Source organism: Croceicoccus marinus (assembly GCF_001661675.2).
Taxonomy (GTDB): Bacteria; Pseudomonadota; Alphaproteobacteria; order Sphingomonadales; family Sphingomonadaceae; genus Croceicoccus; species Croceicoccus marinus.
On sequence record NZ_CP019602.1, the window covers coordinates 2689413 to 2714433 of the forward strand.

The 25021-nt window shown below is 67.4% G+C and carries 23 protein-coding genes and 1 tRNA gene; 15 read left to right on the top strand and 9 right to left on the bottom strand.

The window, feature by feature from the left end:
• The first annotated feature begins 57 nt into the window (after positions 1–57).
• On the top strand, positions 58–1290 hold the full coding sequence (locus A9D14_RS12755) for an NAD(P)/FAD-dependent oxidoreductase (protein WP_066847075.1): 1233 nt from the start codon (positions 58–60) through the stop codon (positions 1288–1290).
• Here the strand turns inward: A9D14_RS12755 and queG are convergent.
• Positions 1287–2378, bottom strand: coding sequence for a tRNA epoxyqueuosine(34) reductase QueG (gene queG / locus A9D14_RS12760; RefSeq protein ID WP_066847077.1), 1092 nt, complete (start codon positions 2376–2378; stop codon positions 1287–1289). The genes A9D14_RS12755 and queG overlap by 4 nt on opposite strands.
• Positions 2379–2454: 76 nt before the next feature.
• On the opposite strand from queG, the gene A9D14_RS12765 reads away from it, so the two are divergent.
• The 5 genes from A9D14_RS12765 (at position 2455) to A9D14_RS12785 (ending at position 8091) form a co-directional block, all read left to right on the top strand.
• Entirely contained in the window at positions 2455–3489 is a 1035-nt protein-coding gene (locus A9D14_RS12765; protein ID WP_083987915.1) for an ABC transporter ATP-binding protein, read from the top strand.
• A complete protein-coding gene (locus A9D14_RS12770) occupies positions 3486–4742 on the top strand; it encodes an ABC transporter permease (protein WP_066847084.1) in 1257 nt (418 codons plus the stop codon). Before A9D14_RS12765 ends, A9D14_RS12770 begins: the two co-directional genes overlap by 4 nt.
• A 25-nt stretch (positions 4743–4767) precedes the next feature.
• Positions 4768–5259: a peptide-methionine (R)-S-oxide reductase MsrB gene (gene msrB, locus A9D14_RS12775; RefSeq protein ID WP_066849162.1), complete on the top strand. Its 492-nt coding sequence runs from the start codon at positions 4768–4770 to the stop codon at positions 5257–5259.
• 91 nt (positions 5260–5350) lie between these two features.
• The gene (dxs, locus tag A9D14_RS12780) at positions 5351–7288 is read left to right on the top strand and encodes a 1-deoxy-D-xylulose-5-phosphate synthase (RefSeq protein ID WP_066847086.1); all 1938 of its coding nucleotides are present in this window, start codon (positions 5351–5353) and stop codon (positions 7286–7288) included.
• On the top strand, positions 7285–8091 hold the full coding sequence (locus A9D14_RS12785; RefSeq protein WP_066847089.1) for an alpha/beta hydrolase: 807 nt from the start codon (positions 7285–7287) through the stop codon (positions 8089–8091). The genes dxs and A9D14_RS12785 overlap by 4 nt, the downstream gene beginning before the upstream one ends.
• Positions 8092–8130: 39 nt before the next feature.
• Here the strand turns inward: A9D14_RS12785 and A9D14_RS12790 are convergent, their stop codons facing one another.
• Positions 8131–8817 (bottom strand): NnrU family protein, encoded by a 687-nt coding sequence (locus tag A9D14_RS12790; RefSeq protein WP_066847097.1) that lies wholly within the window; start codon positions 8815–8817, stop codon positions 8131–8133.
• 57 nt (positions 8818–8874) lie between these two features.
• Positions 8875–10452 carry a peptide MFS transporter gene (locus tag A9D14_RS12795; RefSeq protein WP_066847099.1) on the bottom strand — a complete coding sequence of 526 codons (1578 nt, stop codon included), beginning with the start codon at positions 10450–10452 and terminating at the stop codon, positions 8875–8877.
• Between the two features lie 190 nt (positions 10453–10642).
• Between A9D14_RS12795 and A9D14_RS12800 the strand changes: the two genes are divergently transcribed.
• From A9D14_RS12800 to A9D14_RS12830, 7 genes are all read left to right on the top strand, one after another.
• Positions 10643–11002, top strand: coding sequence for a GntR family transcriptional regulator (locus A9D14_RS12800; protein ID WP_066847101.1), 360 nt, complete (start codon positions 10643–10645; stop codon positions 11000–11002).
• Between the two features lie 208 nt (positions 11003–11210).
• Positions 11211–11489, top strand: a complete 279-nt coding sequence (locus tag A9D14_RS12805) for an integration host factor subunit beta (RefSeq protein WP_066847103.1) — start codon at positions 11211–11213, stop codon at positions 11487–11489.
• Positions 11490–11615: 126 nt separating this feature from the next.
• Positions 11616–11700: transfer RNA gene (locus A9D14_RS12810), tRNA-Leu, on the top strand.
• Between the two features lie 177 nt (positions 11701–11877).
• A complete protein-coding gene (locus tag A9D14_RS12815) occupies positions 11878–12567 on the top strand; it encodes a PilZ domain-containing protein (RefSeq protein ID WP_198302021.1) in 690 nt (229 codons plus the stop codon).
• A gap of 171 nt (positions 12568–12738) precedes the next feature.
• A complete protein-coding gene (locus A9D14_RS12820) occupies positions 12739–14373 on the top strand; it encodes an NAD(P)/FAD-dependent oxidoreductase (RefSeq protein WP_066847113.1) in 1635 nt (544 codons plus the stop codon).
• On the top strand, positions 14370–14798 hold the full coding sequence (locus A9D14_RS12825) for a GtrA family protein (RefSeq protein WP_066847117.1): 429 nt from the start codon (positions 14370–14372) through the stop codon (positions 14796–14798). The genes A9D14_RS12820 and A9D14_RS12825 overlap by 4 nt, the downstream gene beginning before the upstream one ends.
• Positions 14795–16558 carry a hypothetical protein gene (locus tag A9D14_RS12830; RefSeq protein ID WP_066847119.1) on the top strand — a complete coding sequence of 588 codons (1764 nt, stop codon included), beginning with the start codon at positions 14795–14797 and terminating at the stop codon, positions 16556–16558. The genes A9D14_RS12825 and A9D14_RS12830 overlap by 4 nt, the downstream gene beginning before the upstream one ends.
• On the opposite strand, the gene A9D14_RS12835 is transcribed toward A9D14_RS12830, so the two are convergent.
• From A9D14_RS12835 to rpe, 6 genes are all read right to left on the bottom strand, one after another.
• Positions 16555–17058 (bottom strand): Fur family transcriptional regulator, encoded by a 504-nt coding sequence (locus tag A9D14_RS12835; protein ID WP_066847121.1) that lies wholly within the window; start codon positions 17056–17058, stop codon positions 16555–16557. The two genes, A9D14_RS12830 and A9D14_RS12835, sit on opposite strands and share 4 nt — an antisense overlap.
• A 51-nt stretch (positions 17059–17109) precedes the next feature.
• Positions 17110–17784, bottom strand: coding sequence for a peptide-methionine (S)-S-oxide reductase MsrA (gene msrA, locus A9D14_RS12840; RefSeq protein ID WP_066847122.1), 675 nt, complete (start codon positions 17782–17784; stop codon positions 17110–17112).
• A 10-nt stretch (positions 17785–17794) separates the two neighbouring features.
• Positions 17795–17935 carry a hypothetical protein gene (locus A9D14_RS19570; RefSeq protein ID WP_157668232.1) on the bottom strand — a complete coding sequence of 47 codons (141 nt, stop codon included), beginning with the start codon at positions 17933–17935 and terminating at the stop codon, positions 17795–17797.
• Between the two features lie 137 nt (positions 17936–18072).
• Positions 18073–19665 carry a bifunctional phosphoribosylaminoimidazolecarboxamide formyltransferase/IMP cyclohydrolase gene (gene purH / locus A9D14_RS12845; RefSeq protein WP_066847124.1) on the bottom strand — a complete coding sequence of 531 codons (1593 nt, stop codon included), beginning with the start codon at positions 19663–19665 and terminating at the stop codon, positions 18073–18075.
• Positions 19666–19804: 139 nt separating this feature from the next.
• Positions 19805–21544, bottom strand: coding sequence for a heparinase II/III family protein (locus A9D14_RS12850; RefSeq protein WP_066847129.1), 1740 nt, complete (start codon positions 21542–21544; stop codon positions 19805–19807).
• A gap of 223 nt (positions 21545–21767) precedes the next feature.
• Complete coding sequence (gene rpe / locus A9D14_RS12855) at positions 21768–22430, bottom strand: ribulose-phosphate 3-epimerase (RefSeq protein ID WP_066847131.1); 663 nt, start codon at positions 22428–22430, stop codon at positions 21768–21770.
• Positions 22431–22621: 191 nt separating this feature from the next.
• On the opposite strand from rpe, the gene A9D14_RS12860 reads away from it, so the two are divergent.
• Positions 22622–24343, top strand: coding sequence for an ABC transporter ATP-binding protein (locus tag A9D14_RS12860; RefSeq protein WP_066847136.1), 1722 nt, complete (start codon positions 22622–22624; stop codon positions 24341–24343).
• A 131-nt stretch (positions 24344–24474) separates the two neighbouring features.
• Positions 24475–25005, top strand: a complete 531-nt coding sequence (locus tag A9D14_RS12865) for a DUF2141 domain-containing protein (protein ID WP_066847139.1) — start codon at positions 24475–24477, stop codon at positions 25003–25005.
• The last annotated feature ends 16 nt before the right edge of the window (positions 25006–25021 follow it).

A 25021-nucleotide genomic window follows, 5' to 3' on the forward strand; every position in this document is an offset into this window, starting at 1 on the left:
TGCCCTAGCCCTGTGCGCCGATGACCCGGCCCGGACGCCGGGGGGAGAAGGATGGGAATGAAGCAAGCAGACGTCATCATCGTGGGCGCAGGCCATGGCGGCGCCGCCGCCGCGCTGGCCTTGCGCCAAGGCGGGTTCGAAGGTTCGGTCGCCATGATCGGGCGCGAGAAGGAGCCCCCCTACGAGCGTCCGCCGCTGTCCAAGGAATATCTCGCGCGCGAGAAGGAGTTCGAGCGGCTGTATATCCGTCCGCCCCAGTTCTGGGGCGAAAAGGACATCGAGCTGATCCTGGGCACCAGCGTCACCGAGATCGATGCGCGCGCCAAGACCGTGAAGCTGAGCAATGGCGAGGACATGGAATATGGCCGCCTGATCTGGGCGGCGGGCGGCGACGCGCGCCGGTTGTCCTGTTCGGGCGCCGAACTTGGCGGCGTGCATTCGGTGCGCACCCGCGCCGACGTCGACCGCATGATGGCCGAGATCGACGCGGGTGCGAAACGCTGCGTCGTCATCGGCGGGGGCTATATCGGCCTGGAAGCCGCCGCCGTGCTGCGCAAGCTGGGGATCGAGGTCGTGCTGGTCGAGATGCTCGACCGCGTGCTGGCGCGCGTGGCGGGCGAGACCTTGTCGCGCTTCTATGAAAAGGAACATCGCGACCACGGCGTCAACATCATGCTGGAAACCGGCGTCGACTGCATCCTGGGCGACGGCGACAAGGTGACCGGCGTGCGCCTGTCCGACGGCAGCGAGATCGATGCCGAGATGGTGATCGTGGGCATCGGCATCGTGCCGTGCATCGGCGCGCTGATCGTGGCGGGCGCGACCGGGGCCAATGGCGTGGACGTCGACGAATATTGCCGCACCTCGCTGGACGACATCTATGCCGTGGGCGACTGCGCGGCGCATGCCAATGATTATGCCGACGGGGCGGTGATTCGGCTGGAATCGGTGCAGAACGCGAACGACATGGCCAAGACCGCGGCGCTGGCGATCTGCGGGGACAAGCAGCCCTATCGCGCGACGCCCTGGTTCTGGTCGAACCAGTACGATCTGAAACTGCAGACGGTGGGCCTGTCGATGGGCTTCGACCAGTCCGTCGTGCGCGGCGATCCCGATAGCCGCAGCTTTTCGATCGTCTATCTGCGAGATGGCAAGGTCGTGGCGCTCGACTGCGTGAACAGGGTCAAGGATTACGTGCAGGGCAAGAAGCTGGTCGAACGCCACGCGGTGATCGATCCGGCCCTGCTGGCCGATACCGACGTGGCGCTCAAGGAAATGGCGGCAGGCTAACCGGCGGGCTGGAGCGCCTGCTCCAGCTGCGCCAGCGCCCAGTTCGCGGCCTCGGCCACAACCGGGTCGGGATCGTCCAACAAGGCGGCGACCGGTTCGATCAGCACCGCATCGCCGCTGTTCCCCGCAGCGATCAGGCAATTGCGCACGAACCGGTCCCGCCCGATCCGCTTGATCGGAGAGCCCGAGAACAGCGCGCGGAACCCCGCATCGTCCAGCGCCAGCAATTCGGCCAGCCGCGGCGCGACCAGCTCGGCGCGGGGCAGGAAGGCGCGGTTTGCCGCCGCGCTTTGCGCAAAGCTGTTCCACGGGCACACCGCCAGGCAATCGTCGCAGCCATAGATGCGGTTGCCCATGGGCTTGCGGAATTCCTCGGGGATCGGACCCTTGTGCTCGATCGTGAGGTACGAGATGCACCGCCGCGCATCCAGCTGGCGCGGCGCGGGAAACGCATTGGTCGGACATGCGTCGAGGCAGGCGCTGCAACTGCCGCAGCGGTCCTGGTGGATGTCGTCGGCGCGCAGCGGCAGGGTGGTATAGATCGCCCCCAGGAACAACCAGCTGCCATGGGTGCGGCTGACCATATTGGTGTGCTTGCCCTGCCAGCCGATGCCCGCCGCCTCGCCCAGCGGCTTTTCCATCACCGGGGCGGTGTCGACGAAGACCTTGACCCCCGCCTCGATCCCTTCGCGCCGCGCTTCCTCCACCAGCCAACGGGCGAGGCGTTTCAGCGCCTTCTTCACCGTGTCGTGATAATCGCGCCCCTGCGCATAGACCGAGATGCGGGCGCGGTCGCCCTGCCCTTCCAGCGCCAGCGGATCGTGGCCGGGCGCATAGCTCATGCCCAGCGCGATCACGCTTTGCGCCTCGGGCCACAGGGTCTGCGGCGCGGCGCGCTGGTCGGCGCGGTCCTCCATCCAGCCCATCGATCCATGGCGGCCGTCGTCGAGCCAGCCCTTCAGCCGCGCGATACGGCGCGGTTCCTCACCCGCGCTGGCGATGCCGGCGGCGACGAAGCCTTCCTTCCGCGCCTGCGCCAGAAGCGCTTGCCTTAGCCGTTCCAGCCTGTCAGCGCTTGACCCGTTCAAATGCCTTAACCTTATGTTGCGGACTTGCGGGGCAAAGCCGCAATCTCTTCTCTGGGGATTCCCGTTGCAGCAGGCAATGACACACGCATTCGGTCCGGCCCATTTCACCCCGCACGGTGCCCATGTTCAAGGTGGCCAGCTGCACGATACCCAGCCGCTGGCGATAGAGGCCAGGGGGCTGGTCAAGCGCTTCGACGGCGTGCTGGCCGTCGACGGGATCGACATCGCCGTTCCCGAAGGCTCGATCTTCGGCATACTCGGCCCCAATGGCGCGGGCAAGACCACGACGCTGCGCATGCTGCTGGGCATCATCGATCCCGATGTCGGCACCCGCCGCGTGCTGGGCAGCGAAAATCCGCACGCGCTGGCCAATCGCATCGGCTATCTGCCCGAAGAGCGCGGGCTGTATCCGGCGATGAAGGCGGTGGACGCCATCGCCTTCGTCGGCGCGCTGCGCGGCCTGCCCACGGCAGAAGGGCGCCGGCGGGGCTATCGGCTGCTGGAAGAGCACGGGTTTGCCCATATCGCGGACCGCCAGATCCGCCAGATGTCCAAGGGACAGGCACAGACGGTGCAGCTTCTGGCCACTTTGGTGCACGATCCGGCGCTGGTCGTGCTGGACGAGCCGTTCTCGGGCCTCGACGCGATCAGCCAGGGGCGGCTTGAGCGGACGATTCGGGGCCTTGCGGAAAACGGCACCACGGTCATCTTCTCCACCCACGTCCTGGCCCATGCAGAGCGATTGTGCGAACGGATCGCGATCATCGCGGGCGGGCGGGTCCCGTTCCACGGCCTGGTGACAGAGGCGCGCGACCGGCTGCCGCCGCAGGTGCATCTGGAAACGCGCGTCATCGACGGTCCGTGGCGCGCGGCGCTGCCCGCCGATGCCCAGCCGCAGGTCAAGGCGGCGGGCGGCGCGCTGTGGGCGTTCTCGCTGCCCGACGACGGTGTCGAACCGCTGCTGATCGCACTGGTCGAGGGGCAGGCGGGCATCCAGTCGCTCTCGATCGAGCGGGCGGGGCTGCACGACGCCTTTGTCGCCATCGCGGGCGAAGCGGCGGCCAAGGCGCTGGAAGAAGAGACCGGCGCCGCACGAGGAGCAGGGGCATGAGGCAGTTCGTCTCGAAGATCATGGTCATCGCCCGGCGCGACTTCCGCGCGATCCTGTTCAGCCGGTCCTTCCTGTTCTTCATCCTCGGCCCGCTGTTCCCGGTGGTCGTCGCCTGGATGGCGGGCGGCATCGGCGCCAGCGTGCAGGGCGCGGCGGGCGAAGCGCGGCTGGGGGTGGCGATGGGCGCGGCGGACCGCGCCCTGGTCGAACAGGCGCGCGTATCGCTGGGCAGCGCCGCCCAGCGCCTGCCGGGGCTTGAGATATTGCAGTCCGACCGCACCGGCGAGGGCGAGATCCGCGCGATGCTGGCCGACGGTCCGGGCGAACGCAACGTGGCGGCGGTATTGTCGGGCACGCTGGACGATCCCGTCCTGTCCGGGCCGCAGGGCCGCATTGCCGGCTGGCGCGCGGACGTGACCCTGCTGATCGACGAGGCGCGGCGGATGCGCGACATGCCCGCCGGGGCGCAGGGGCGCGAATGGCCCGCGATCGCGCTGCAGCCGATGGCGCAGCCCACCCGGATCGACGCGGTCGGCGGCCGCATCCGCACCGCGCAGGCGGGCCAGACGCTGCTGTTCCTGCTGACCATGCTGCTGGCGGGCATGGTGCTGTCGAACCTGGTCGAGGAAAAGGCCAACAAGATCATCGAGGTACTAGCCGCCGCCGTTCCCATGGACGCGGTATTCTTCGGCAAGCTGCTGGCGATGCTGGGCGTCAGCTTCGTCGGCATCTTCGTGTGGGGCAGCGTGGCGGCGCTGGCGCTGCTGGCGGGGGGCGGCGGGCTGTCGCTTTTGTCCGCGCCGGCGGTCGGCTGGCCGGTCTTCGGCCTGCTGGGCATCGCCTATTTCGCCTGCGCCTATCTGCTGCTGGGATCGCTGTTCCTGTCGATCGGCGGGCTGGCGACCACGGTGCGCGAGGTACAGACACTGTCGATGCCGGTCACCATGGCGCAATTGCTGGTGTTCTTCCTCGCGTCCTATTCGCTGGGGCACCAGGGCCAGCCGATCGAGATGGCGGCGGCGATCTTCCCGTTCAGCTCGCCCTTCGCGATGCTGGCGCGCGCCGCGATGCAGCCCGAGATCTGGCCCCATTTCGCCGCCATCGCGTGGCAGGGGCTGTGGGTTTTCCTGATCGTGCGCGCGGGCGCGGCGCTGTTCCGCAAGACGGTGATGAAATCGGGCCCCTCGCAAGGCAGGCGCGGGCTGGGCGCATTGCTGCGGCAGGTCAGGACCCGTTCGTTCAGGCAGGCCTAATCCGCCGACCGCTATGCTGCCCGCCATGAACAATGATCGCCGCAGCTTTATCGGCCTGCTGCTTGCAGGCACATTGACCCCGCTCGCCTCTGCCTGCGGGCGCGAGGCCGCGGCGAAGGAGAGCTTCCCCTTCAGCCTGAGCGAAACGCAGTGGCGCAAGCGGCTGACCCAAGCCGAATATCGCGTGCTGCGCGAGGAAGGGACCGAGCGCGCCTACTCCTCGCCGCTGAACGAGGAGAAGCGGTCGGGCACCTATGCCTGCGCGGGCTGCGGCAACCATGCCTTTTCGTCGCGCACCAAGTTCGAAAGCGGCACCGGCTGGCCCAGCTTCTATCGTCCGCTGAAGGGCGGCATCGGCACCGACACCGACTACAAGCTGGGCTATCCCCGGACCGAGGTGCACTGCGCGCGCTGCGGCGGGCACCTGGGCCATGTGTTCGATGACGGACCTGCCCCAACGGGCAAACGATACTGCATGAACGGGGTGGCACTGGATTTCATTCCCGGTCCGGCCTAAGGACGTCGTTTACCCGCGGGATCGGCGAGCCTGTCATGGGCGCGATCCCGCATTATTCGACTCCGGCTCAAATCACGGCTAGACCATAGAAATGACTGCCGAACAGGCCCCCAACAAACCCGCCACGCCGCTGCTGGACACGGTCGACACGCCCGATGACCTGCGCAGGCTGGCTCCCACGCAATTGCGCCAGCTGGCGGACGAACTTCGGCTCGAGATGATCGATGCCGTCGGGCAGACCGGCGGGCATCTCGGCTCTGGCCTTGGCGTGGTCGAACTGACCACCGCGATCCATTACGTGTTCGATACGCCCAATGACCGGCTGGTCTGGGACGTCGGGCACCAGGCCTATCCGCACAAGATCCTGACCGGGCGGCGGGGTCGCATCCGCACCCTGCGCCAAGGCGGCGGCCTGTCCGGCTTCACCAAGCGGAGCGAGAGCGAATACGATCCGTTCGGCGCGGCGCATTCCTCCACCTCGATCAGCGCGGCGCTGGGCTTCGCGGTCGCCAACAAGCTGTCGGGCAAGCCTGGCAAGGGCATCGCGGTCATCGGCGACGGCGCGATGAGCGCGGGCATGGCGTATGAGGCGATGAACAATGCCGAACAGGCGGGCAACCGGCTGGTCGTGATCCTGAACGACAACGACATGTCGATCGCACCGCCGGTCGGCGGGCTGTCGAGCTATCTGGCGCGGCTGGTAACGTCGGGCCAGTTCCTTGGCCTGCGCGAGCTTGCGCGCAAGTTCGCGCGGAAGCTGCCCCGCCCGCTGCACGTGGCGGCGCGCAAGACCGATGAATTCGCCCGCGGCATGGCGATGGGCGGCACCTTGTTCGAGGAGCTGGGCTTCTATTACGTCGGCCCCATCGACGGGCACGATCTGGATGCGCTGGTCCCCGTGCTGGAAAACGTGCGCGATGCCGCCGAAGGGCCGTGCCTGATCCACGTGGTGACGCAAAAGGGCAAGGGCTACGGTCCTGCCGAGCAATCGGCGGACAAGTATCACGGCGTCCAGAAATTCGACGTGATCACCGGCGAGCAGAAGAAGTCAAAGGGTGGACCGCCCAATTACCAGAATGTGTTCGGAGAGACGCTGGCAAAGCTGGCGGAGACCGACGAGCGCATCTGCGCCATCACCGCCGCCATGCCCGGCGGCACCGGCGTCGACAAGTTCTCCAAAAGGCATCCGGAACGCAGTTTCGATGTGGGCATCGCCGAACAGCACGCGGTCACCTTCGCGGCGGGGCTTGCGGCACAGGGCATGCGGCCGTTCTGCGCGATCTATTCGACCTTCCTGCAACGCGCGTTCGACCAGGTGGTGCATGACGTCGCCATCCAGAACCTGCCGGTGCGCTTCGCGATCGACCGTGCGGGCCTGGTCGGCGCGGACGGGGCAACCCATGCGGGCAGCTTCGACGTAACCTATCTGACCACCCTGCCCAACATGGTGGTCATGGCCGCCGCGGACGAGGCGGAGCTGGCGCATATGACCTATACCGCCGCCTGCCACGACAGCGGGCCGATCGCGTTCCGCTATCCGCGCGGTGCGGGCACGGGCGTGCCCATGCCCGAACAGCCCGAGCGGCTGGAGATCGGCAAGGGCCGCATCGTGCGCAAAGGTAGCAAGATCGCGGTGCTGTCGCTGGGCACGCGCCTGGCAGAGGCGCTGAAGGCCGCCGACCAGCTGGAAGCCAAGGGGCTGTCGACCACGGTCGCCGACCTGCGTTTCGCCAAGCCGCTGGACGAGGACATGATCCGCCGCCTGATCGCCAGCCACGAAGTTGTGGTCACGGTCGAGGAAGGCGCCATCGGCGGGCTGGGCGCGCACGTGCTGACCATGGCGAGCGACGAGGGGCTGCTCGACGCGGGGCTGAAGATCCGCACGATGCGACTGCCCGACCAGTTCCAGGACCATGATTCGCCCGAACGGCAATATGACGCGGCGGGGCTGAATGCGCCCCATATCGTCGACACGGTGCTCAAGGCGCTGCGCCACAACAGTGCGGGAGTGGAGGAAGCGCGGGCTTGACCGCCGCGCGGACCGTGCTGAGCTTCATCGTCGGCGCGGTCCTGGTCTATGGCCTGGTCGTGGCTGCCGCCTGGCTGGGACAGCGCAAGCTGATCTATCCCGCGCCTTCGGGCAGGCAGGCGGTCCCGGACGGGTATGAACGCGTCCTGCTGCAGACATCCGACGGCCTCACGATCGATGCGGCGTGGCGACAGGGACTGCCCGGTCGCCCGGTCGCCGTCTTCTTCCATGGCAATGGCGACCGCTGGTCGGGCGCGGCGCAGGCCATGGCACCGCTGGCGCGCGCAGGGTTCGGCGTGCTGCTTTCCGAATATCGCGGCTATTCCGGCAATCCCGGCACACCTTCCGAGGACGGCCTGTACCGCGACGGCGATGCCGCCATCGCCTGGCTGCGCGATCGGGGCATCGCGGACCAGCGCATCGTGCCCATAGGCAATTCGCTGGGTTCGGGCGTGGCGACTCGCATGGCGGTGACGCACGGGCTGGACCGGCTGGTGCTGGTGTCGCCTTTCACCAGCCTGCCCGATGCGGCGAGCGCGCGGTTTCGCTTCCTGCCGGTGCGGCAATTGATCGCGGACCGCTATGACAATCGCGCCATGATGGAGGACTATGGCGGGACAGCGCTGATCCTGCATGGGGTTCGCGATTCCCTGATCTCGATCGATCACGCGGGCGCGTTGGCGAATTTGTCGGATCGCTTCACGCTGGTGACGTTCGACCAGGCCGGGCACGAACTGGCCTATCTGCCCGAATCGGGCCGGGCGATCCGCCGCTGGCTACACAACGAAGCGGGCCAGCCCTAGCCGACACACCCGGGCCGATCCGCCCCCTGGCCGATCCCCCTAGCCCACCCAGCGCCACAGGCCTGCCGCCACGCCGCCCAGCGGCAGGTGCAGCCAGTTGATCGCCAGCCACAGCGCCAGCGCGATAAGCCATTTGACCGGGGGTACGCTGGCAAAGCCGGACAGACGCGGCAGATAGCTCGTCCGGGCCTGCCAGCCGGTCCAGGCTTCGCCCAGTTGCTGCTGCTTCTTGTGGTCCTGCATCGCCGATCCGCCCAGCGCCAGCACGATCAGCGCGCCCAGCAGGAACAGGGTGCGCGGTTCGGGGACCAGCAATATGTGCGAGAAGGCCCAGATCGCGATGCCCCACATCATCGGATGGCGCGTGACCGCGAACACGCCCGCCGGCTGCTTGCTGGCGGCCAGCTCGGCGGCCCTGGGCGAAGGCGCGGCGGGATTGCCCGACAGGCTGCCGATGAACAGCAGCAGCGCGAGATAGGTCAGCGCCATGGCGGCGATCCATGCCCACAGCGAATACGGCTCCCACGCATAGGGACCGCGCGGCGCCGCGCCAAAGGCGAAGACCGCCCAGCCCAGCGTGACCACCGCGACGATCGAATAGACCGCCATGAAGCCCGCCTGCCCCAGCAGGCCGACCAGCGGCCTGCGCAGCGACTGGCTGAGGATCACGTGGGAGCCCACGAAGACGATCGCCGCCGAGAGCAGGAAGGAGAGCCGTAGATCCATGTGCGCTGCCTGTCCTTGCTGCAAGGCGCGGATCGTGGCAGCCGCGAGGGGCCTTGGCTAGCCCCTCGTTTCCGGATGCATGCCCGCGGCCTGCGGTTCGCCGACTTCCTTCTGGCCCAGCAGGTCGTCGCCGACATTGTCGTCCTGCAGCGTGTCGAGATGCATCAGCTTCTTCACCAGCGGCGACAGCAGCAGCACCGCGCCGCCTATGGCGATGGCGTACCAGCCGACGGTGGAATAGACCGACAGCACCAGTTCGCGCCCGGCTTCCTCGCCTTCCAGCCCCTCGCCGCCAGCCGCGCTTGAGATCAGGCCTGCCGCGAAATTGCCGGTGGCCGATGCGAAGAACCAGGTCCCCATGATCAGCGAGGCCATGTGCGCGGGCGCAAGCCGGTTCATCGACGACAGGCCGACCGGCGACAGGCACAGCTCACCCGTGGTGTGGAGCAGGTAGATGAGGAAGATGAAGGCGACCGGCACCGCGCTGACGCCCGCGGCATTCGCGCCCCAGACAAGGACGAGGAAGCCGAGGCCGACCTGGATCACGCCAAGGCCGAACTTGAACGGCGCCGAAGGCTCCTTTCCCTTGCGGCCCAGGATCGTCCAGCCCCATGCGAAGAACGGGGCGAGCAGGAAGATATAGGCCGCGTTCAGCGACTGGAACATCGATGCGGGGACCTGCCAGCCGAACAGCGACCGGTCGACATGGCGGTCGGTGAACAGGTTCAGCGAATTGCCCGCCTGTTCGAACAAGGCCCAGAACACGATCGACACGAAGATCAGGAACAGCGCGGCGAAGATGCGGTCGCGGTCCTCGGCAGGCAGCTTGACCACCGAATAGAGCACGACGCCCAGCACCAGGATCGCGCCGAACACGCCCAGCAGCGTGCCGACCACGTCCTGGTTCTGCACCATCCACCAGCATACCACGACCGCGCCGAGGCCGACGCCGTACAGCGCGAACTCGACGGCCCGCGACAGCGCCTTAGGCGGCTCGCCCCGGCCCATCAGATAAGGCTTGCCGATGATGAACACGACCAGGCCCAGCAGCATGCCCACGCCCGCCGCGCCGAAGCCGTACGACCAGCCATAGACCTCGCCCAGATAGCCGCACAGCAGCGATCCCAGGAACGCGCCCAGGTTGATGCCCATGTAGAAGATCGTATAGGCCGGATCGCGCCGCGCATCGGTGCGCGGGTAGAGCTGTCCCACGATCACCGAGATATTGGCCTTCAGAAAGCCCGATCCCACGATGATGAAGGCCAGCGCCAGCCAGAATATGTTGAGCGAGGCGGCATCCTGTCCGCCCGTCCCCTCGAACCCCATCAGGAAGTGGCCGAAGGTAAGGATCACCGCGCCATAGAGCACGGCCTTCCTCTGCCCCAGCCAGCGGTCGGCCAGATAGCCGCCCAGCACCGGCGTGATATAGACCAGCGCGGTATAGGCGCCATAGATGACCCCCGCCTCGCCGTCCGAGAACAGCCAGTGCTTGGTGAGGTAGAAGATGAGCAGGGCGCGCATTCCGTAATAGGAAAAACGCTCCCACATCTCGGCGAAGAACAGGATGAACAGGCCCTTGGGGTGGCCGAGGATCGTCCCGCGGGCATCGCCGCTCTGCTCGTAACTGGTCGCCATCGGGGGAGCTTGCTTTCCTTGTTTCGCGTCGGGCTCGAAACCGCGCACCCTAAAGCATCGCCGCCGTGGGTAAAGCCCGATTGTTGCAGGTGAAACCGGTGTCGTTGCAGCAATGCCACGCCGCGCTGTCGGGCGAAGCGGCGCGGGTGCCGCGCTTGTCTGCGGCAGTGTATTATGCCACTATCACGCCATGCCGCGCCCCACCGGAACCCAGGCCACGCGCCCCGTCTATCTGAAACTGCGCGACGAGATCGTGGCCGCGATCCTGACCGGCGCCTTCCGCGAAGGCGAACTGCTTCCCTCGGTGCGGGCCTTTGCCGCAGAGCACGGGGCGAACCCGCTGACGGTGGCCAAGGCCTATCAGCAATTCCAGGACGACGGGCTGATCGCAGTGCGCCGCGGCGTCGGGGTCGAGCTGCTGGACGGCGCGCGCGACCGGCTGCTGAGGGCCGAGCGCACCCAGTTCCTGGCCGAGGACTGGCCTGCGATCCGCGAACGGATGGTGCTGCTGGAACTGGACCCGGCCCGCCTGCCGACCGGCGCGACCTAGCCTTTTTCCGGCGACAGCCTACCCTTTTGGGCATGTTTCACGGCCGCCATGCCCCGGCTAATACCCTTGTATGTTGCGCCTGCGAATGGCATTATCCACGAATTCCGTTCGTTGCATCTAATCTGGACTGCGAGGGGCCCGGCCAGACCGGGGGGTCGATAGACGGATGCCAACGGGGTCGCAGCCACGGCAAGCGGGGTGCACGCGAATGATCAGATCCGAACTCATCCAGACCCTGGCACGGGAAAATCCCGAGCTTCGTCCCGAAGATGTGGAGGCCGTGGTCAGTACGTTCTTCGACGCGATCACCGAACGGCTGGCACAGGGCGGCCGGGTGGAACTGCGCGGTTTCGGCGCATTTTCGACGCGGGAGCGCGCGGCGCGCGCGGGCCGTAATCCGCGCACCGGCGAAACGGTCGAGGTTCCGGGCAAGCGCGTCCCCTATTTCAAGGCAGGCAAGGAAATGCGCGAGCGGCTAAACGGCTGATCGCGCAATGTCCGGCGATATTCGCGCCGGATGCGGCATCGCGTCTTTCGACGGGCGTTGCGCGCCGCCCGCGCTTTGCCTAGGGCATGGCGCGCGGCGCAAGGGCCTTGCCGCCGCACAGGCGATGCGGGCGTGGCGGAATGGTAGACGCCGGGGACTTAAAATCCCCTGATCCTCGATCGTGTGGGTTCGAGTCCCACCGTCCGCACCAGAACCCGACAACCGCTTCCCCGCCGCATCGCATGGTAAAGATTATCCTGCCGGAATCTTTGTATTTTTCCGCAGATTGGCGAACGGTCTCTTAACCATTCCCCTTGTAAACCGGATGGGTGGAAGAGCGTGCGATCAAGAGATTCATGCTCGACAGGTGGCAAACAGGGGAACTGTCGTGAGTGATCTGGGTCAACACGGAATGTTCGGCGAGACGATCGCCGCCTATGCAGAGCGGCGCAGGGAAGAGCGCTTTCCCATCATTCGAACCGCCAAGCTGATGTACGACGATACCGAGATGCCCTGCGTATTGCGCGACATCTCGAACAGCGCGCTGCGCGTGCGCATCTATGACGCGATCCCGATGGGCAGCCGCGAGATGATGCTGGAATTCGGGGACGGCGACCGCCACCCGGTCGAGCTGGTCTGGCAGCGCGACGGGCATGCCGGGCTGCGCTTTCCGCAATTCGCCGACCTGCGCGCCCTGGTGGGCGAGAAGGGACCCTTCCGCAAGCGCGCGATCCGCATCGGCGTCGACCTGCCTTCATCGGTCACCGTGCTGGGCACAAGGCATGAGATCAGGATCGAGGACATCTCGCATCAGGGTGCGCGGATTTCCTGCGACCATCCGCTGGCGATCGACCAGCAGCTGCGAATCGCCGTGCCTTCGCTGGGCGAAGTCTATGCGGTGGTCCGCTGGCGCGAGCAGCCGCATTACGGGCTGGCCTTCCTCGAGACCTTCCGGTTCGAGGAGATCGCCCACATGGCTGGCAGCCTTCAGGCGATCTCGCGCGTGTGGCGCAGGCAGCATCCCCGGCAGGAAGTGGTGCGTCCGGTGACCATGCAAAAGCGCGTCGTGAATGGCTGATCGCGTCGGCAAAGCGCGCGCGGCGATGCGGCGTTAACGATAATCGGCCGCCTTTCCCGCCGCGTTAACGAGCCCTTAGCCATTTTCCGTCAGCCTTTGTCCAGCGACCGGAGACACCATCCTGCACCGGCGGGGCGGCGGCTTTGGCGACAGGGGTGAGACGGGGGTAAAATGGCTTTCTTGCAGACTTCGGCCGATCCGCGCCAGGCGGCGAACCCGCAGGATCTGACCGTCGATGTCGTCATCATCGGCGCCGGCCCCGCGGGGCTGACGGCAGGCTATCTGCTGACCAAGGCGGGCAAGTCCGTCGCCATCATCGAGAAGGACGAGACCTATGTCGGCGGCATCAGCCGCACGGTCGAGCACGAGGGATACCGCTTCGACATCGGCGGCCACCGGTTCTTTTCGAAGTCCAGGGCCGTGGTGGATTTGTGGAACGAGATCCTGCCCGACGACTTCATCAGCCGCCCGCGGATGAGCCGCATCTATTACGAGGGCAAGTTCTATTCCTATCCGCTGCGCGCGTTCGAGGCGCTGCGCAATCTGGGACTGTGGCGCTCGGCCATGTGCATGGCGAGCTTTGCCAGGGTGCAGATGTTCCCGCGCAAGCAGGTGAAAAGCTTCGAGGACTGGACCATCAACCAGTTCGGCGAGAAGCTCTATTCGATCTTCTTCAAGACCTACACCGAGAAGGTGTGGGGCATGCCTTGCGACGAGATGAGCGCCGATTGGGCTGCGCAGCGGATCAAGGGGCTATCGCTGTGGGGCGCAGTGGTCGATGGGCTGAAGCGTTCGCTCGGCCTTAACAAGAGACCCAACAACGGCATGCAAGCCAAGACCCTGCTGGAAGAATTTCGCTATCCGCGGCTTGGCCCCGGCATGATGTGGGATGCGGCGCGCGACCACGTGGTCGCGGGCGGCAACAGCGTGCTGATGGGCCATGCGCTCAAGCAGCTTGCCAGCGACGGCGAAGGCGGCTGGCGGCTGGACGCGGTGACCGCCGATGGCGAGGAGCGGATCATCCGCGCGCGCCACGCGATCAGCTCGGCCCCCATGCGCGAGCTGGCGGCGCGGCTTTCGCCTGTTCCCGATGCGGTGCTGGACGCTAGCGGACTGAAATACCGCGACTTTCTGACCGTCGCGCTGAAGATCCGCAGCGATGACCTGTTCCCCGACAACTGGATCTACATCCACGATTCCAAGGTGCAGGTCGGCCGCATCCAGAACTTCCGCAGCTGGTCGCCTGAAATGGTGCCCGATGCCTCGGTCGCATGTGTCGGCCTTGAATATTTCTGTTTCGAGGGCGACGGGCTCTGGGCGTCCTCGGACGATGACCTTGTGGCGCTGGCGACCCGCGAGATGGAGATCCTCGGCCTTGCGCGCCCCGAAGACGTGATCGGCGGCACGGTGGTGCGGCAGGAAAAAGCCTATCCGGTCTATGACGAGGATTACGCGCAGCGCGTCGCCGTCATGCGCGAGGAGCTGGAGGACAAGCACCCCACGCTGCACCTGGTCGGCCGCAACGGCATGCACCGCTACAACAACCAGGACCATGCGATGATGACCGCCATGCTGACGGTCGAGAATATCCTGGCAGGCCAGCGGGTCTATGACACCTGGTGCGTGAACGAGGACGCCGAGTATCACGAGGCCGGAAGCGAGGGCGAGCAGCCCGCCTTCCCGCAGCATGCCGGCGATGCCGCCGATCGCGCCGCCGCCCTGTCGTCGATGCGCGCGGTGCCGATGCCTGTAAGCGTTCGTGCGGAAACAACCTCCGCGCCGATGCGGGGGCGCGACGCCGCATGAATTTTCGGGACGAAGCCCGGCGCTTCGTCGCCTATGGCGCGGCCAGCGCGCTCGCGCTCGGCTTCGACATGGGCAGCTATCTGCTGTTGATCGGGGCGGGCATGTCGGCCCCCCTCGCCGCCGTGGTCGGCTATGCGCTGGGCATCGCGGTGCACTGGCTGGCGTCGAGCCATTTCGTCTTTGCCGGCCGCGTCGCGCAGCCGGGCCGCGAACGCTCGGCACAGATGGGGCTGTTCGCGCTGTCCGCGCTGGTCGGGCTGGCGCTGACATGGCTGATCGTCAGTGCAGGCGTCGCATCCGGCCTCGACCCGCGGCTGGCCAAGATCGCGGCCATTGCCGCCAGCTTCATCGTCACCTTCCTGCTGCGCGCCCGCTTCGTCTTCGCCCCGCGCAATGCGGGCGAGCGAAAGGTCGCCGCGCAGTGATCGGGGAACGCCGCCGCCCGGTGATGGATACGGATCTGGTGATCCGGGCCTCGCTTGCGTGGCTGCTGATGGTGGCCGTCCTGCTGATCGCCGGCCTGCCCGCGATCCTGGGCCGCCAGTTCAACGAAGGCGACGACATCATGCGCCTGCTGCAGGTGCGCGACTGGCTGGCGGGGCAGAGCTGGTTCGACGTGTCGCAATATCGCATCGACGCGCCCTATGGATCCGGAATGCACTGGTCGCGGCTGGTCGATGTACCGCTGGCGGTGGTCATCCTCGTGCTCGCGCCGATATTCGGCCAGCCCGCTGCCGAGCATGTCGCGGCGGTAGTCGTCCCGCTGGCGACCCTGTGGCTGGCGGTGCTGCTGATCGGGCGCATCGCTTGGAAGATCGGCGACGAGGAAGCCACCGGCCTCGCCTGCCTGTCCGCCGCCATCGCCGCGCCGCTGCTGCACCAGATGCGGCCGATGCGGATCGATCACCACGGCTGGCAGATCGTGCTGTTCATGCTGGCGGTCAATGCGCTGATGGCGCGCGATGCCCGGCGCGGCGGGTGGATCCTGGGCGGCGCACTGGCGCTGTGGCTCAACATCTCGATGGAAGCTCTGCCGATGGTGCTGGGCTTCGGCGCGATCCTGCTGGTGCGCTGGCTGCGCTGCTGGGGCGACCGGCTGTGGCTGACATCGATGATGCAGGCGCTGGCGGCGGGTTCGGCGCTGCTGTTCCTGCTGACGCGGGGTCTGACCGCGGGAATGCCGATGTGCGACGCGGTGGCGCCCGCGCATATCGCGGCGCTGGCCATCGCGGCGATCGGCGCGACGGGCCTTGCCCGGACCGAGACGCCGCGCCCCTTGCTGTTCACGCTGCTGGTCCTGGGCACCTGCGCGGTCACGGGGGTGGTCGTGCTGCTGCAGATCGCGCCGCAATGCGCGGGCGGCAGCTTTGCGGGCATGGACCCGATGGCCCGCGACATCTGGCTTGCCAATGTGATCGAGAGCCAGCCGCTGTGGCATCATCCCGCCCATCTGGCCGCGCAGATCCTGATCCCCGCGCTGGTCGCCATCGTGGTTTCGCTGCGGCTCGCCGCGCGCAGTTCGGCATGGCTGCACCGCTGGTACCTGGAATACACCGCCCTGCTGCTGGCGGCACTGGCGATGGCGGTGCTGCTGCCACGCTCAAGCGGTTTGGTGGCGGCGCTGGCCGCGGTGCCCATCGGCATCCAGATGAAGCAATGGCTGCGGCAGCTGCGCAAGCTGAACCGTCCCGGCAAACAGGCGATGGCGGTCGCGGGCATGGTCGCGTCGCTTCTGCCCGCCATGCCGCTGACCCTGCTGATGCAGGCCGCGCCCAGTCATGCGAGCGCGCCGCCCAGCGCTGCGGAAAGCTGCGACGTGCGCGGCGCGCTTGCGGCACTGGGCGAAGAGCCCGCCGATATACTGGCGCCGATCGACATGGGTCCGTCCATCCTGCTCGACAGCCCGCACAGGGTGGTCGCGACCGCGCATCACCGCGCGCACAAGGGAATCGGCGACACGATCCGTGCCTTTTCGGGCAGCGACGAGGCCGCGCACCAGATCCTGGCTCGACGGCGCATCGGCTTCGTGATGATGTGCCCCGGTCAGGCCGAGGTGCAGTTCTACCGCCAGATAAACGGCAGCAGCTTCGCGGATAATCTGGCAGAGGGCACCGCGCCCGACTGGCTGATGCCGATCACGCATGAGGGCGACCGCAACGTGCTGGTCTGGCGGGTGATCGGCTAGGCTGGGTGCCGCGCCGCGCAATCGGAGCAGACGCCGCGCAGTTCCACCACCGTGCGCAGATCGCCGAAACCGGCGGATCCCGCGGCATTGCGCAATCCGTCGGTCAACCGGTCGTCGTCGATATGCTCCGCCCGGCCGCACTGGTCGCAGATCACGAAGATGCAGTCGTGGCGGCAGCCGGGATGGCGATTGACCAGATAGGCGTTCGCGCTCTCGATCCGGTTCGCCAGATTGGTCCGCACGAACAGGTCTAGGATGCGATAGACGCTGTTGGGCGCGACCCGCTTTTCACGTTCGCGCGTCAGGTCCTCGGCAATGTCATAGGCGGATACCGGCGCGGCGCTTTTCATCAGCTGGCCGAATACCGCGCTGCGCATGTCGGTCCATTGCTCGCCCGCATCGGTCAGCGCCGCGCGCGCGGCGCGCAGCAGCGACTGGCCCGAGTGCTCCTCGTGGTCGTGACCCGCATGGTCGTCGATCGTGTGGATATGGTCAGCCATGGATGCGTACCGGGATATGATCCGCCGCGCCGCATGGCAAGCGTGCGGCGTTCATCCGCGCTGGAACGATGCCCGGTAATCCTGCGGGAACAGCGCCTGAAGCGCGCGCACCTTGGGCGCGTCCCAGCGCATGATATAGGGATGGCGCGGGTTCTTCAGCGCGAAATCCTGGTGGTAGGTTTCCGCCGGATAAAAGGCCTTCTGCGCCTCGATCCTGGTGACGATGGGCTTGGCCCACAAATCCGCCTTGTCCAGCTGCGCGATATAGGCGCGCGCGACGCGTGCCTGCGCGGGGGTCGTCGGCACGATGGCGCTGCGATAATGGCGGCCGCTATCCGGACCCTGGCGGTTAAGCTGGGTGGGGTCGGCGACGACGGCGAAATAGATGCGCAGCAGCTCGTCATACCGAACCTTTGCGGGGTCATAGGTAATGCGCACCGCTTCGGCATGATCGGTCGCGCCCGCGCTGACCTTCTTATAATCGGCGTCCGCCTTGCTGCCGCCGTGATAGCCCGCGACCGCGCTCTTCACCCCGTCGACATGGCTGAACACCGCTTCCACGCCCCAGAAACAGCCGCCGGCAAAGATTGCGGTGCGGGTGTCGCCGGTTTCCTTCACCTGCAGTTCGGCAACCGGCGTACGGACCGGTTCCTCGGCAAGGGCGGGGACCTGGCTTGCTGCCAGCAGGGCAGCGCCAATCGCAAGAAGAGGTGCGCGTGTGTTCAATCCGGGTTCCTTATACGAAAGCGGCGGCGATGGCCTGCGTCGCGACAGGGAAACCGGTTGCAGCAAACAGACCGCCCGCGCCGATGGCAAAGCCAATGGACAGGTTCCGGATCATGGCCCGGTCACGCAGGATGGCTGCAAGGATCTTCATGGCGCTGCTTTCGTCTGCTTAAGGTTTCTCGGTCGGGATATGGTTACCGCTTATACGCGCAGCCCACTGAAAGAAGCGTGAACGCCCCCGTCGTGCGCCGTTCATCTTCCAATCGACCGACCGCGTGATCCGCCCGATCAATGGCGGAAATGACGCATCCCGGTGAACACCATGGCAAGCCCGGCCTTGTCAGCGGCGGCGATCACCTCGTCGTCGCGAATCGAACCGCCGGGCTGGATCACCGCGGTCGCGCCCGCCTCGGCTGCCGAAAGCAGGCCGTCGGCAAAGGGGAAGAACGCGTCCGATGCAACCGCGCTGCCGGCCGTCATGGGCTCGTTCCAGCCATAGGTGTCGGCGGCTTCCTTCGCCTTAACCGCGGCGATGCGCGCCGAATCGCGGCGGTTCATCTGGCCCGCGCCGATGCCTGCGGTCTGGCCATCCTTCACATAGACGATGGCGTTCGACTTCACATGGCGCGCGACGGTCCAGGCGAACAGGCAGTCCTTCAGCTCGCGGTCGGTCGGCTCGCGCTTTGTGACGACCTTCAGCTGCTGCGGATCGACATGGGCGAAATCGCGGTCCTGCACCAGCAGTCCGCCCGCGATCACCACCTGGCTGACGCCCCGGCGGCGCGGATCGGGCAGCGCGGGCACGATCAGCAGTCTAAGGTTCTTCTTGCGCGCGAAGATGGTGCGCGCCGCCTCGTCCGCGCCGGGGGCGACGACGACCTCGGTAAAGATCTGCGCGATCTTTTCCGCCGTCGCACCGTCGAGCGGGCGGTTCACCGCGACGATGCCGCCGAACGCCGACACCGAATCGCAGGCCAGCGCCTTGTCCCACGCCTCGGCCAGCGTTTCGCCGACCGCCACGCCGCAGGGATTGGCATGCTTCACGATCACCACGGTCGGCGGGCCGTCGGCGAACTCGGCCACCAGTTCCAGCGCGGCATTCGCGTCATTGTAATTGTTGTACGACAGCTCCTTGCCCTGGATCTGCTCGGCCTGCGGCAGGCCTACCGCATGCGGCCCCTCGGGCACGTAGAGAGCGGCCTGCTGATGCGGGTTTTCGCCATAGCGCAGGGTGGTGACCAGCTTCGACGCCATCGTCCGGCGCGGCGGGAACTTCAGCTGCTGGTCGGCATGGGCGAACCATTGGCTGATCGCCGAATCGTAAGCGGCGGTCGCGGCATAGGCCTTGGCCGCCAGCATCTTGCGAAAGCCATAGCCCGTGGCCCCGACGCCTGCATCCAGCTCGGTAATCAGCGCGCCGTAATCGGCCGGATCGGTCACGATCGAGACATAGGCATGGTTTTTCGCGGCCGAGCGCACCATCGACGGGCCGCCGATGTCGATATTCTCGATGATCTCGTCGCGGTCCGACCCCTTGGCCACCGTCTCGGCAAAGGGATAGAGATTGACGACGACCAAATCGATCGCGCCGATCCCGTGTTCGTACATCGCCTTTGCATGGGCCGGATCGTCGCGCACCGCCAGCAGCCCGCCGTGGACCTTGGGATGCAGCGTCTTGACCCGCCCATCCATCATCTCGGGAAAGCCGGTAAGGTCGGAGATGTCCCTGACCTCAAGCCCCGCCTCGCGCAGCGCTTTGGCGGTGCCGCCGGTCGAGACTAGCTCGACATTGCGGGCGGCCAGTGCCTTACCCAGATCGACCAGCCCGGTCTTGTCCGAAACGGACAGCAGGGCGCGGCGGACGGTGACGGGGTTTTCCATGGACGGGGCTTTCGTGGCAGCGGCGCGACACGCACCTTTCATGCGCGTGCGCTTAGGCCCGCGCGCGCCATTCATCAACCCGGCGATAACCCTGCCGGCGATAACCCTGATATCCGGTGTCGTGCCCGGTCGCGGGCGTTCAGCCCGTCTTGCGCAAGGTCCAGTGCACCATGTCGCCCTCGCGCCCGACATCGCCGGTGACGACCAGCTGCAGGGTCTGGCGCGGCTGGCCGCCGCTGTCGACCCACAGGCTTTCCTCGATCGCCAGACCCGGCTCGTCCACGCGGAACTGCCAGAACGAACCATCGGGCAGCGCCAGCATCGCGCCGCTGCCGCCGTCTTCTGTCTTGACGACATGGTCGGCGGCGACATTGGCGCCCAGGTGGAATCGGATCGCAAAGGCATGGCTGCCGCGCCGCGCCCGCTTGCCGCGGGGCATCAGCGCGTCCTGTCCTTCCAGGATCGATCCGTCATCGGCCAGCGCCAGCCGCCGTTCGTGATAGAGCCCGTGGCGGGCGACATAGCCGTCATGGCTGGCGATCATGATCTGCGCGCCCTGCGCCCGCTCGCGGTCGAAGGTGACGGTCTTGACCCCGCCGCCCAGCCGCCCGTCGGCCTCGACCGCGGTCGAATCGGCTTCACCAAGTGTCAGCGTGCTATGCGCGGCGGTGGATCGCAGCCCTTCCTCGATCCGGCGCGGCACCGCGCCGCCCGCCATCGACGCACCGCCGCAATTGACGAAGATGCGCTCTGTCCCGTGGCTGAATTCGATGGCCAGCGTCGATGCGCAGCCGCCATGTGCCTCGCGCCCCGAAGGGGGCGGCGCGGCATCGAACTGCAGCACGGCCTGTTTCGCGGCCAGCCGCTGATAGCCCCAGTGCCCCGCCTCGCGCAGCGGGCGGGCATGCGGATCGGCCGCCTCGCACAGCATCGTCAGGCGGCGCGCGCTGACCGGCGCGCAGCCCTGCCAGCTGCCCAGCGACCCGTCGGCATGCGCCAGCGCCAGCAGCGGCGGCGTCATCAGCCGCAGCATCGTCTCGACCTGCCTGGGCGGTTCGCGGCGGCACGCGCGATAGCAGGCGACCAGCCGCAGCAGCGCGGCGATCGCGGCGATCTGGTCGTCGGGGCTGCGCGACAGCATGCCGCCATCCTCGCCCACCGCATCGCCCAGGGTCGCGACCAGCCCGGCCTCTCCATACAGGCGGCGCGGCTTGCCGTCGGGCATCAGCAGGCCCGCCGCGGTGACCGCAACCCATGCGGGGATCGCGTCCTGCGGCGCATGGCGGCGGCGCACCTGGCGGTCGAGCCACAACGCGGTATCCGACATGTGGCGCAGCAGCGCGGCGCGAAACGCACGGTCGGTGCCCGACAGGATCAGCGGCGCATGCACCAGCCAGATCAGCAGCCGCTCACCCGCGACGCCGGCCTGCCATGCGGGCCCCTCGCCCACCACCGGGTTCGCCAGCATCCAGCGGCGCAAGATATCCTCGGCCACCGGGGCGACCTTGTCGCGCGTGCCGGCGGCTTCCAGGTCGGGCAGCCAGGCAAAGCCGTGGATCGCCCGCGCGATCGGCGGCGCCAGCTTGCCCGAGCTGAAATCCAGGTTCTCGACGCTCAGCCTCTTGCCCGCGATCAGGAAATGCCCCGCGCGCAGCGCCATGCCGCCCGGACGCTCGCCCGGCAGCGGTTCGGCCACGGTCGCCAGCAAGCGCATCTTCGACGGCTTGTGGAACGGGCGCACCAGGTTGCGCGCCGAAATGCCGCGCGCATACAGAAAGCGCATCACCCGGTCGATCGGACCCAGGCTGGGCGGCGACAGTTCGGCCAGCGCCAGCTCGCCATCGCGCAGCGGAGGGGGCGGAGCGGGATCGCCGCTCATCCTGCCGGCACCGCCCAGTGCGGGGCCAGAAGCGGGGCCAGAAGCAGGACCGGGCCCAGGACCGGCACCGGGCGCCGGGCCAGGCCCAATTTCGCCTGCCTCCGTCTCGACCAGGCCGCCATCGCCGCCCGCCCCGGCCAGGGGAACGCCGCGCCGACCGGCGGAACCGGACCGCGCCTTGGACGCGTCGTGGAGAGAGGAGTGGTGGAAGACCATAACGGATTCAATCCTTGCCCTTAAGGGCGGCGATATTGGCGGCATATTGCGGCGGACCGCCCTTGAAGGTAGCGCTGCCAGCGACCAGCACGTCGGCGCCCGCATCGACGCACAGTCGCGCCGTTTCGGCGTTCACGCCGCCATCGACTTCCAGCCGGATGTCGCGGCCCGACTTGTCGATCATGCGGCGAACCGCCTCGATCTTCTTCAATTGCGAATGGATGAAGCTTTGCCCGCCGAAGCCGGGATTGACGCTCATTACCAGTACAAGGTCGATCTCGTCGATCAGATAATCCAGCATTTTGGCCGGCGTGCCGGGATTGAGCGAGATGCCCGCCTTTTTCCCCAGCCCCTTGATCGCCTGCACGGTGCGGTGGATGTGCGGCCCCGCCTCGGGGTGGACGGTGATGATGTCGGCGCCCGCTTCGGCGAAATCCTGCAGGTACTGGTCCACCGGGCTGATCATCAGGTGCACGTCGAAGACCTTGGCCGAATGGGGGCGCAGCGCCTTTACCACCGCCGGGCCGATGGTGATGTTGGGCACGAAATGCCCGTCCATCACGTCGACATGGATCCAGTCCGCGCCTGCTTCGTCGATGGCGCGCACTTCCTCTCCCAACCGGGCGAAATCGGCGGACAGGATCGACGGAGAGATGAGCGGTTCGGGCATGAATCACGGATAGTCCACAGCAGAGAAGCGTCACAAGCAAGACCGGCGGTTTTTTCCACACGCCCCCTTCGGTTCGTCCCTGATAGAGACAGTTCCGGCAGCCGAAGCGGGGGGAATACGCGCCCACCCGTGCCAAGCGCCGCAAATGCGTTTAGGAAAGGCGCGATGTTCCGCCCGATGACGCCCCGCCCATGACGCTCTCGACGATCCGCCGCGCGGCGGGGCTGCTGCGCTCGATCCCGCCGGGGCAGATCGCGCTGCTCTCCGCGCTGACGCTGGCCTCGGCCCTCAGCGAGGGGGTGGGGCTGCTGATGCTCGTGCCGATGCTGTCGGCGCTGTCCGCGGGCGAGCTGGCCGCCGGGCTGCCCGGCTGGGCGGCCTCGGCCTCTGCCACGCTGGCGCAATGGATGGGGCTTGGCGGATTGCTGGCGCTGTTCGTCGCGCTGGTGGCGGCGCGGGCGGTGCTGAACTACCGCCTCGCGCTGGCGCAGACGCGCAGCCAGTATGCCGTGGTCGACGACTGGCGCGACCGGATCTATCGCGCGTTGCTGTCGGCGGGCTGGCGGCATCTGTCGGCGATGCGGCAATCGGACAATATCAGCCTGCTGATCCAGTTGGTCGACACGATCGGCGACGGCATATTCCGCCTGCTGGGCCTGCTGACCAGCGTGGTGACGCTGGGGATCGTGTGGCTGGCCGCCTTCGCGCTGTCGCCGGTCACGGCGCTTGTCGGCGCGCTGGGCGGTATGGCGGTGCTGGCGCTGTTCTCGCGCTTTCGCCGCCATGCGCGCGGCCTTGGCAGCGATGTCGTGCGCGGGATCGGCGCCCTGCAGGGCGAGGCGCAGGAGACGCTGGGCGCGCTGCGCCTGATCAAGTCGCACGGGCAGGAAGGCGGCGCGGCGCTGCGCCTGTCGCAGAACGTGGGGGCGCTGCGCCGCGCGCAGCTGGCGATGATCCGCACCACCGCGGGAAGCCGCGCATTGCTGCTGTCGGCCGGGGCCGTGGCGATGGCGCTGGTCGTGTGGGTCGCGTTTGCGCGCGGCGTGTCGCTGGCGGTGCTGCTGCCGCTGGTCGCGCTGTTCGCCCGATCGGTGCCCCTGCTCGACACGCTGCAGTCGGGGCTGCAGCACTGGTCGCACGCGCTGCCCGCGATCGAACGGGCCGAGAGCCTGCTGGCGCAGGCCAGCGCGGCACGCGAACCCGACCTGCCCGCCGCCCCCGCGCCCCGGCCCCTGCACGAGATCGCGGTCACCGATGCGACAGTGCGCCACGCCGGGCGCGACAGCCCGGCGCTGGATGATGTCACGCTGGTGCTGCCTGCCGGTTCGATGACCGCGCTGGTCGGACCTTCCGGCGCGGGCAAGAGCACGCTGGCCGACCTGTTCGGCGCCATGTTCGCGCCCGATGCGGGCACGCTTTCGGTCGACGGGATGCCATTGGATGGCGCTGCTTTGGTCGGATGGCGGCGCACCAGCGCCTATCTGCACCAGGAACCGGTGCTGTTCCACACGACGATCCGCCGCAATCTGCAATGGGCCAGGTCCGACGCTGGCGAGGCGGAGATGAAGCGCGCGCTGGAGCGGGCTTCGGCCGGCTTCGTGCTGGAGCTGCCCGAGGGGCTGGACACGGTCGTGGGCGACGCGGGCCGCCGTCTTTCGGGCGGCGAACGCCAGCGGATCGCGCTGGCGCGGGCGCTACTGGGCGATCCGGCGCTGCTGATCCTGGACGAGGCGACCAGCGCGCTGGATGCCGAGAACGACGCCGCCATCGCGCGCGCCATTGCCGGGCTGAAGGGACAATGCACCATACTGGTCATCGGTCACCGCGGTGCCCTGACCGACATGGCGGACCGGGTCGTGACCTTGCGGAACGGGCGGATCGCCGGGGAAGGCGCAATTCCTTCCGCCAGCTAAACGGCGAATTCAGCACCTATTCACGGCATTTGTCCCAGAAAACCGCCAACCATGGGGCGCAGCTTGATCATTTCCCAAAGCAGACCATCTAGCCGCCCATCCCCCTTTTCTTCGCAGCGGAGCCCTTTCGCATGATCCCATCGCTCTTCACCTTCGGCCGTTACACGTCGCCCCGTTCCCGCATGCTTCGCGCCGGCGGGGCGCTTGCGCTTGCGTTGGTGGCATCGGCGCTTGTCCCGGCGCCCGCGATGGCCGCGCCCGCGGGATGCGAAGGCGACAGCAGCGGCAACAGCTGGATGTTCCTGGAAGCGCAGGGCATGCGCAATGCCAAGGGCTGGCTGACGGTCAAGATCTACAACAGCTCGGACGAGTTCCTGGCCAGCGGCGGTTCGATGGACGTGATCCGCGTGCCCGCAAGGCCGGGCAACCAGCGCATCTGCATGAAGCTGCCTGACAACGGCACCTATGCCCTTTTCGTCTATCATGACGAGGACAAGGACAAGAAGCTCAACTTCAACTTCCTGAAGATGAGCCCGACCGAAGGCGGCGGCTTTTCGAACAATCCCAGCATGGACCGCATCCGCCGCCCCAGCTGGAGGGAAACCGCGGTCCGCGTGTCGCGCCCCGGCCTCGCCACGCGGGTGACGGTGAACTACCCCTAAGGCCGTCCTGAACCCG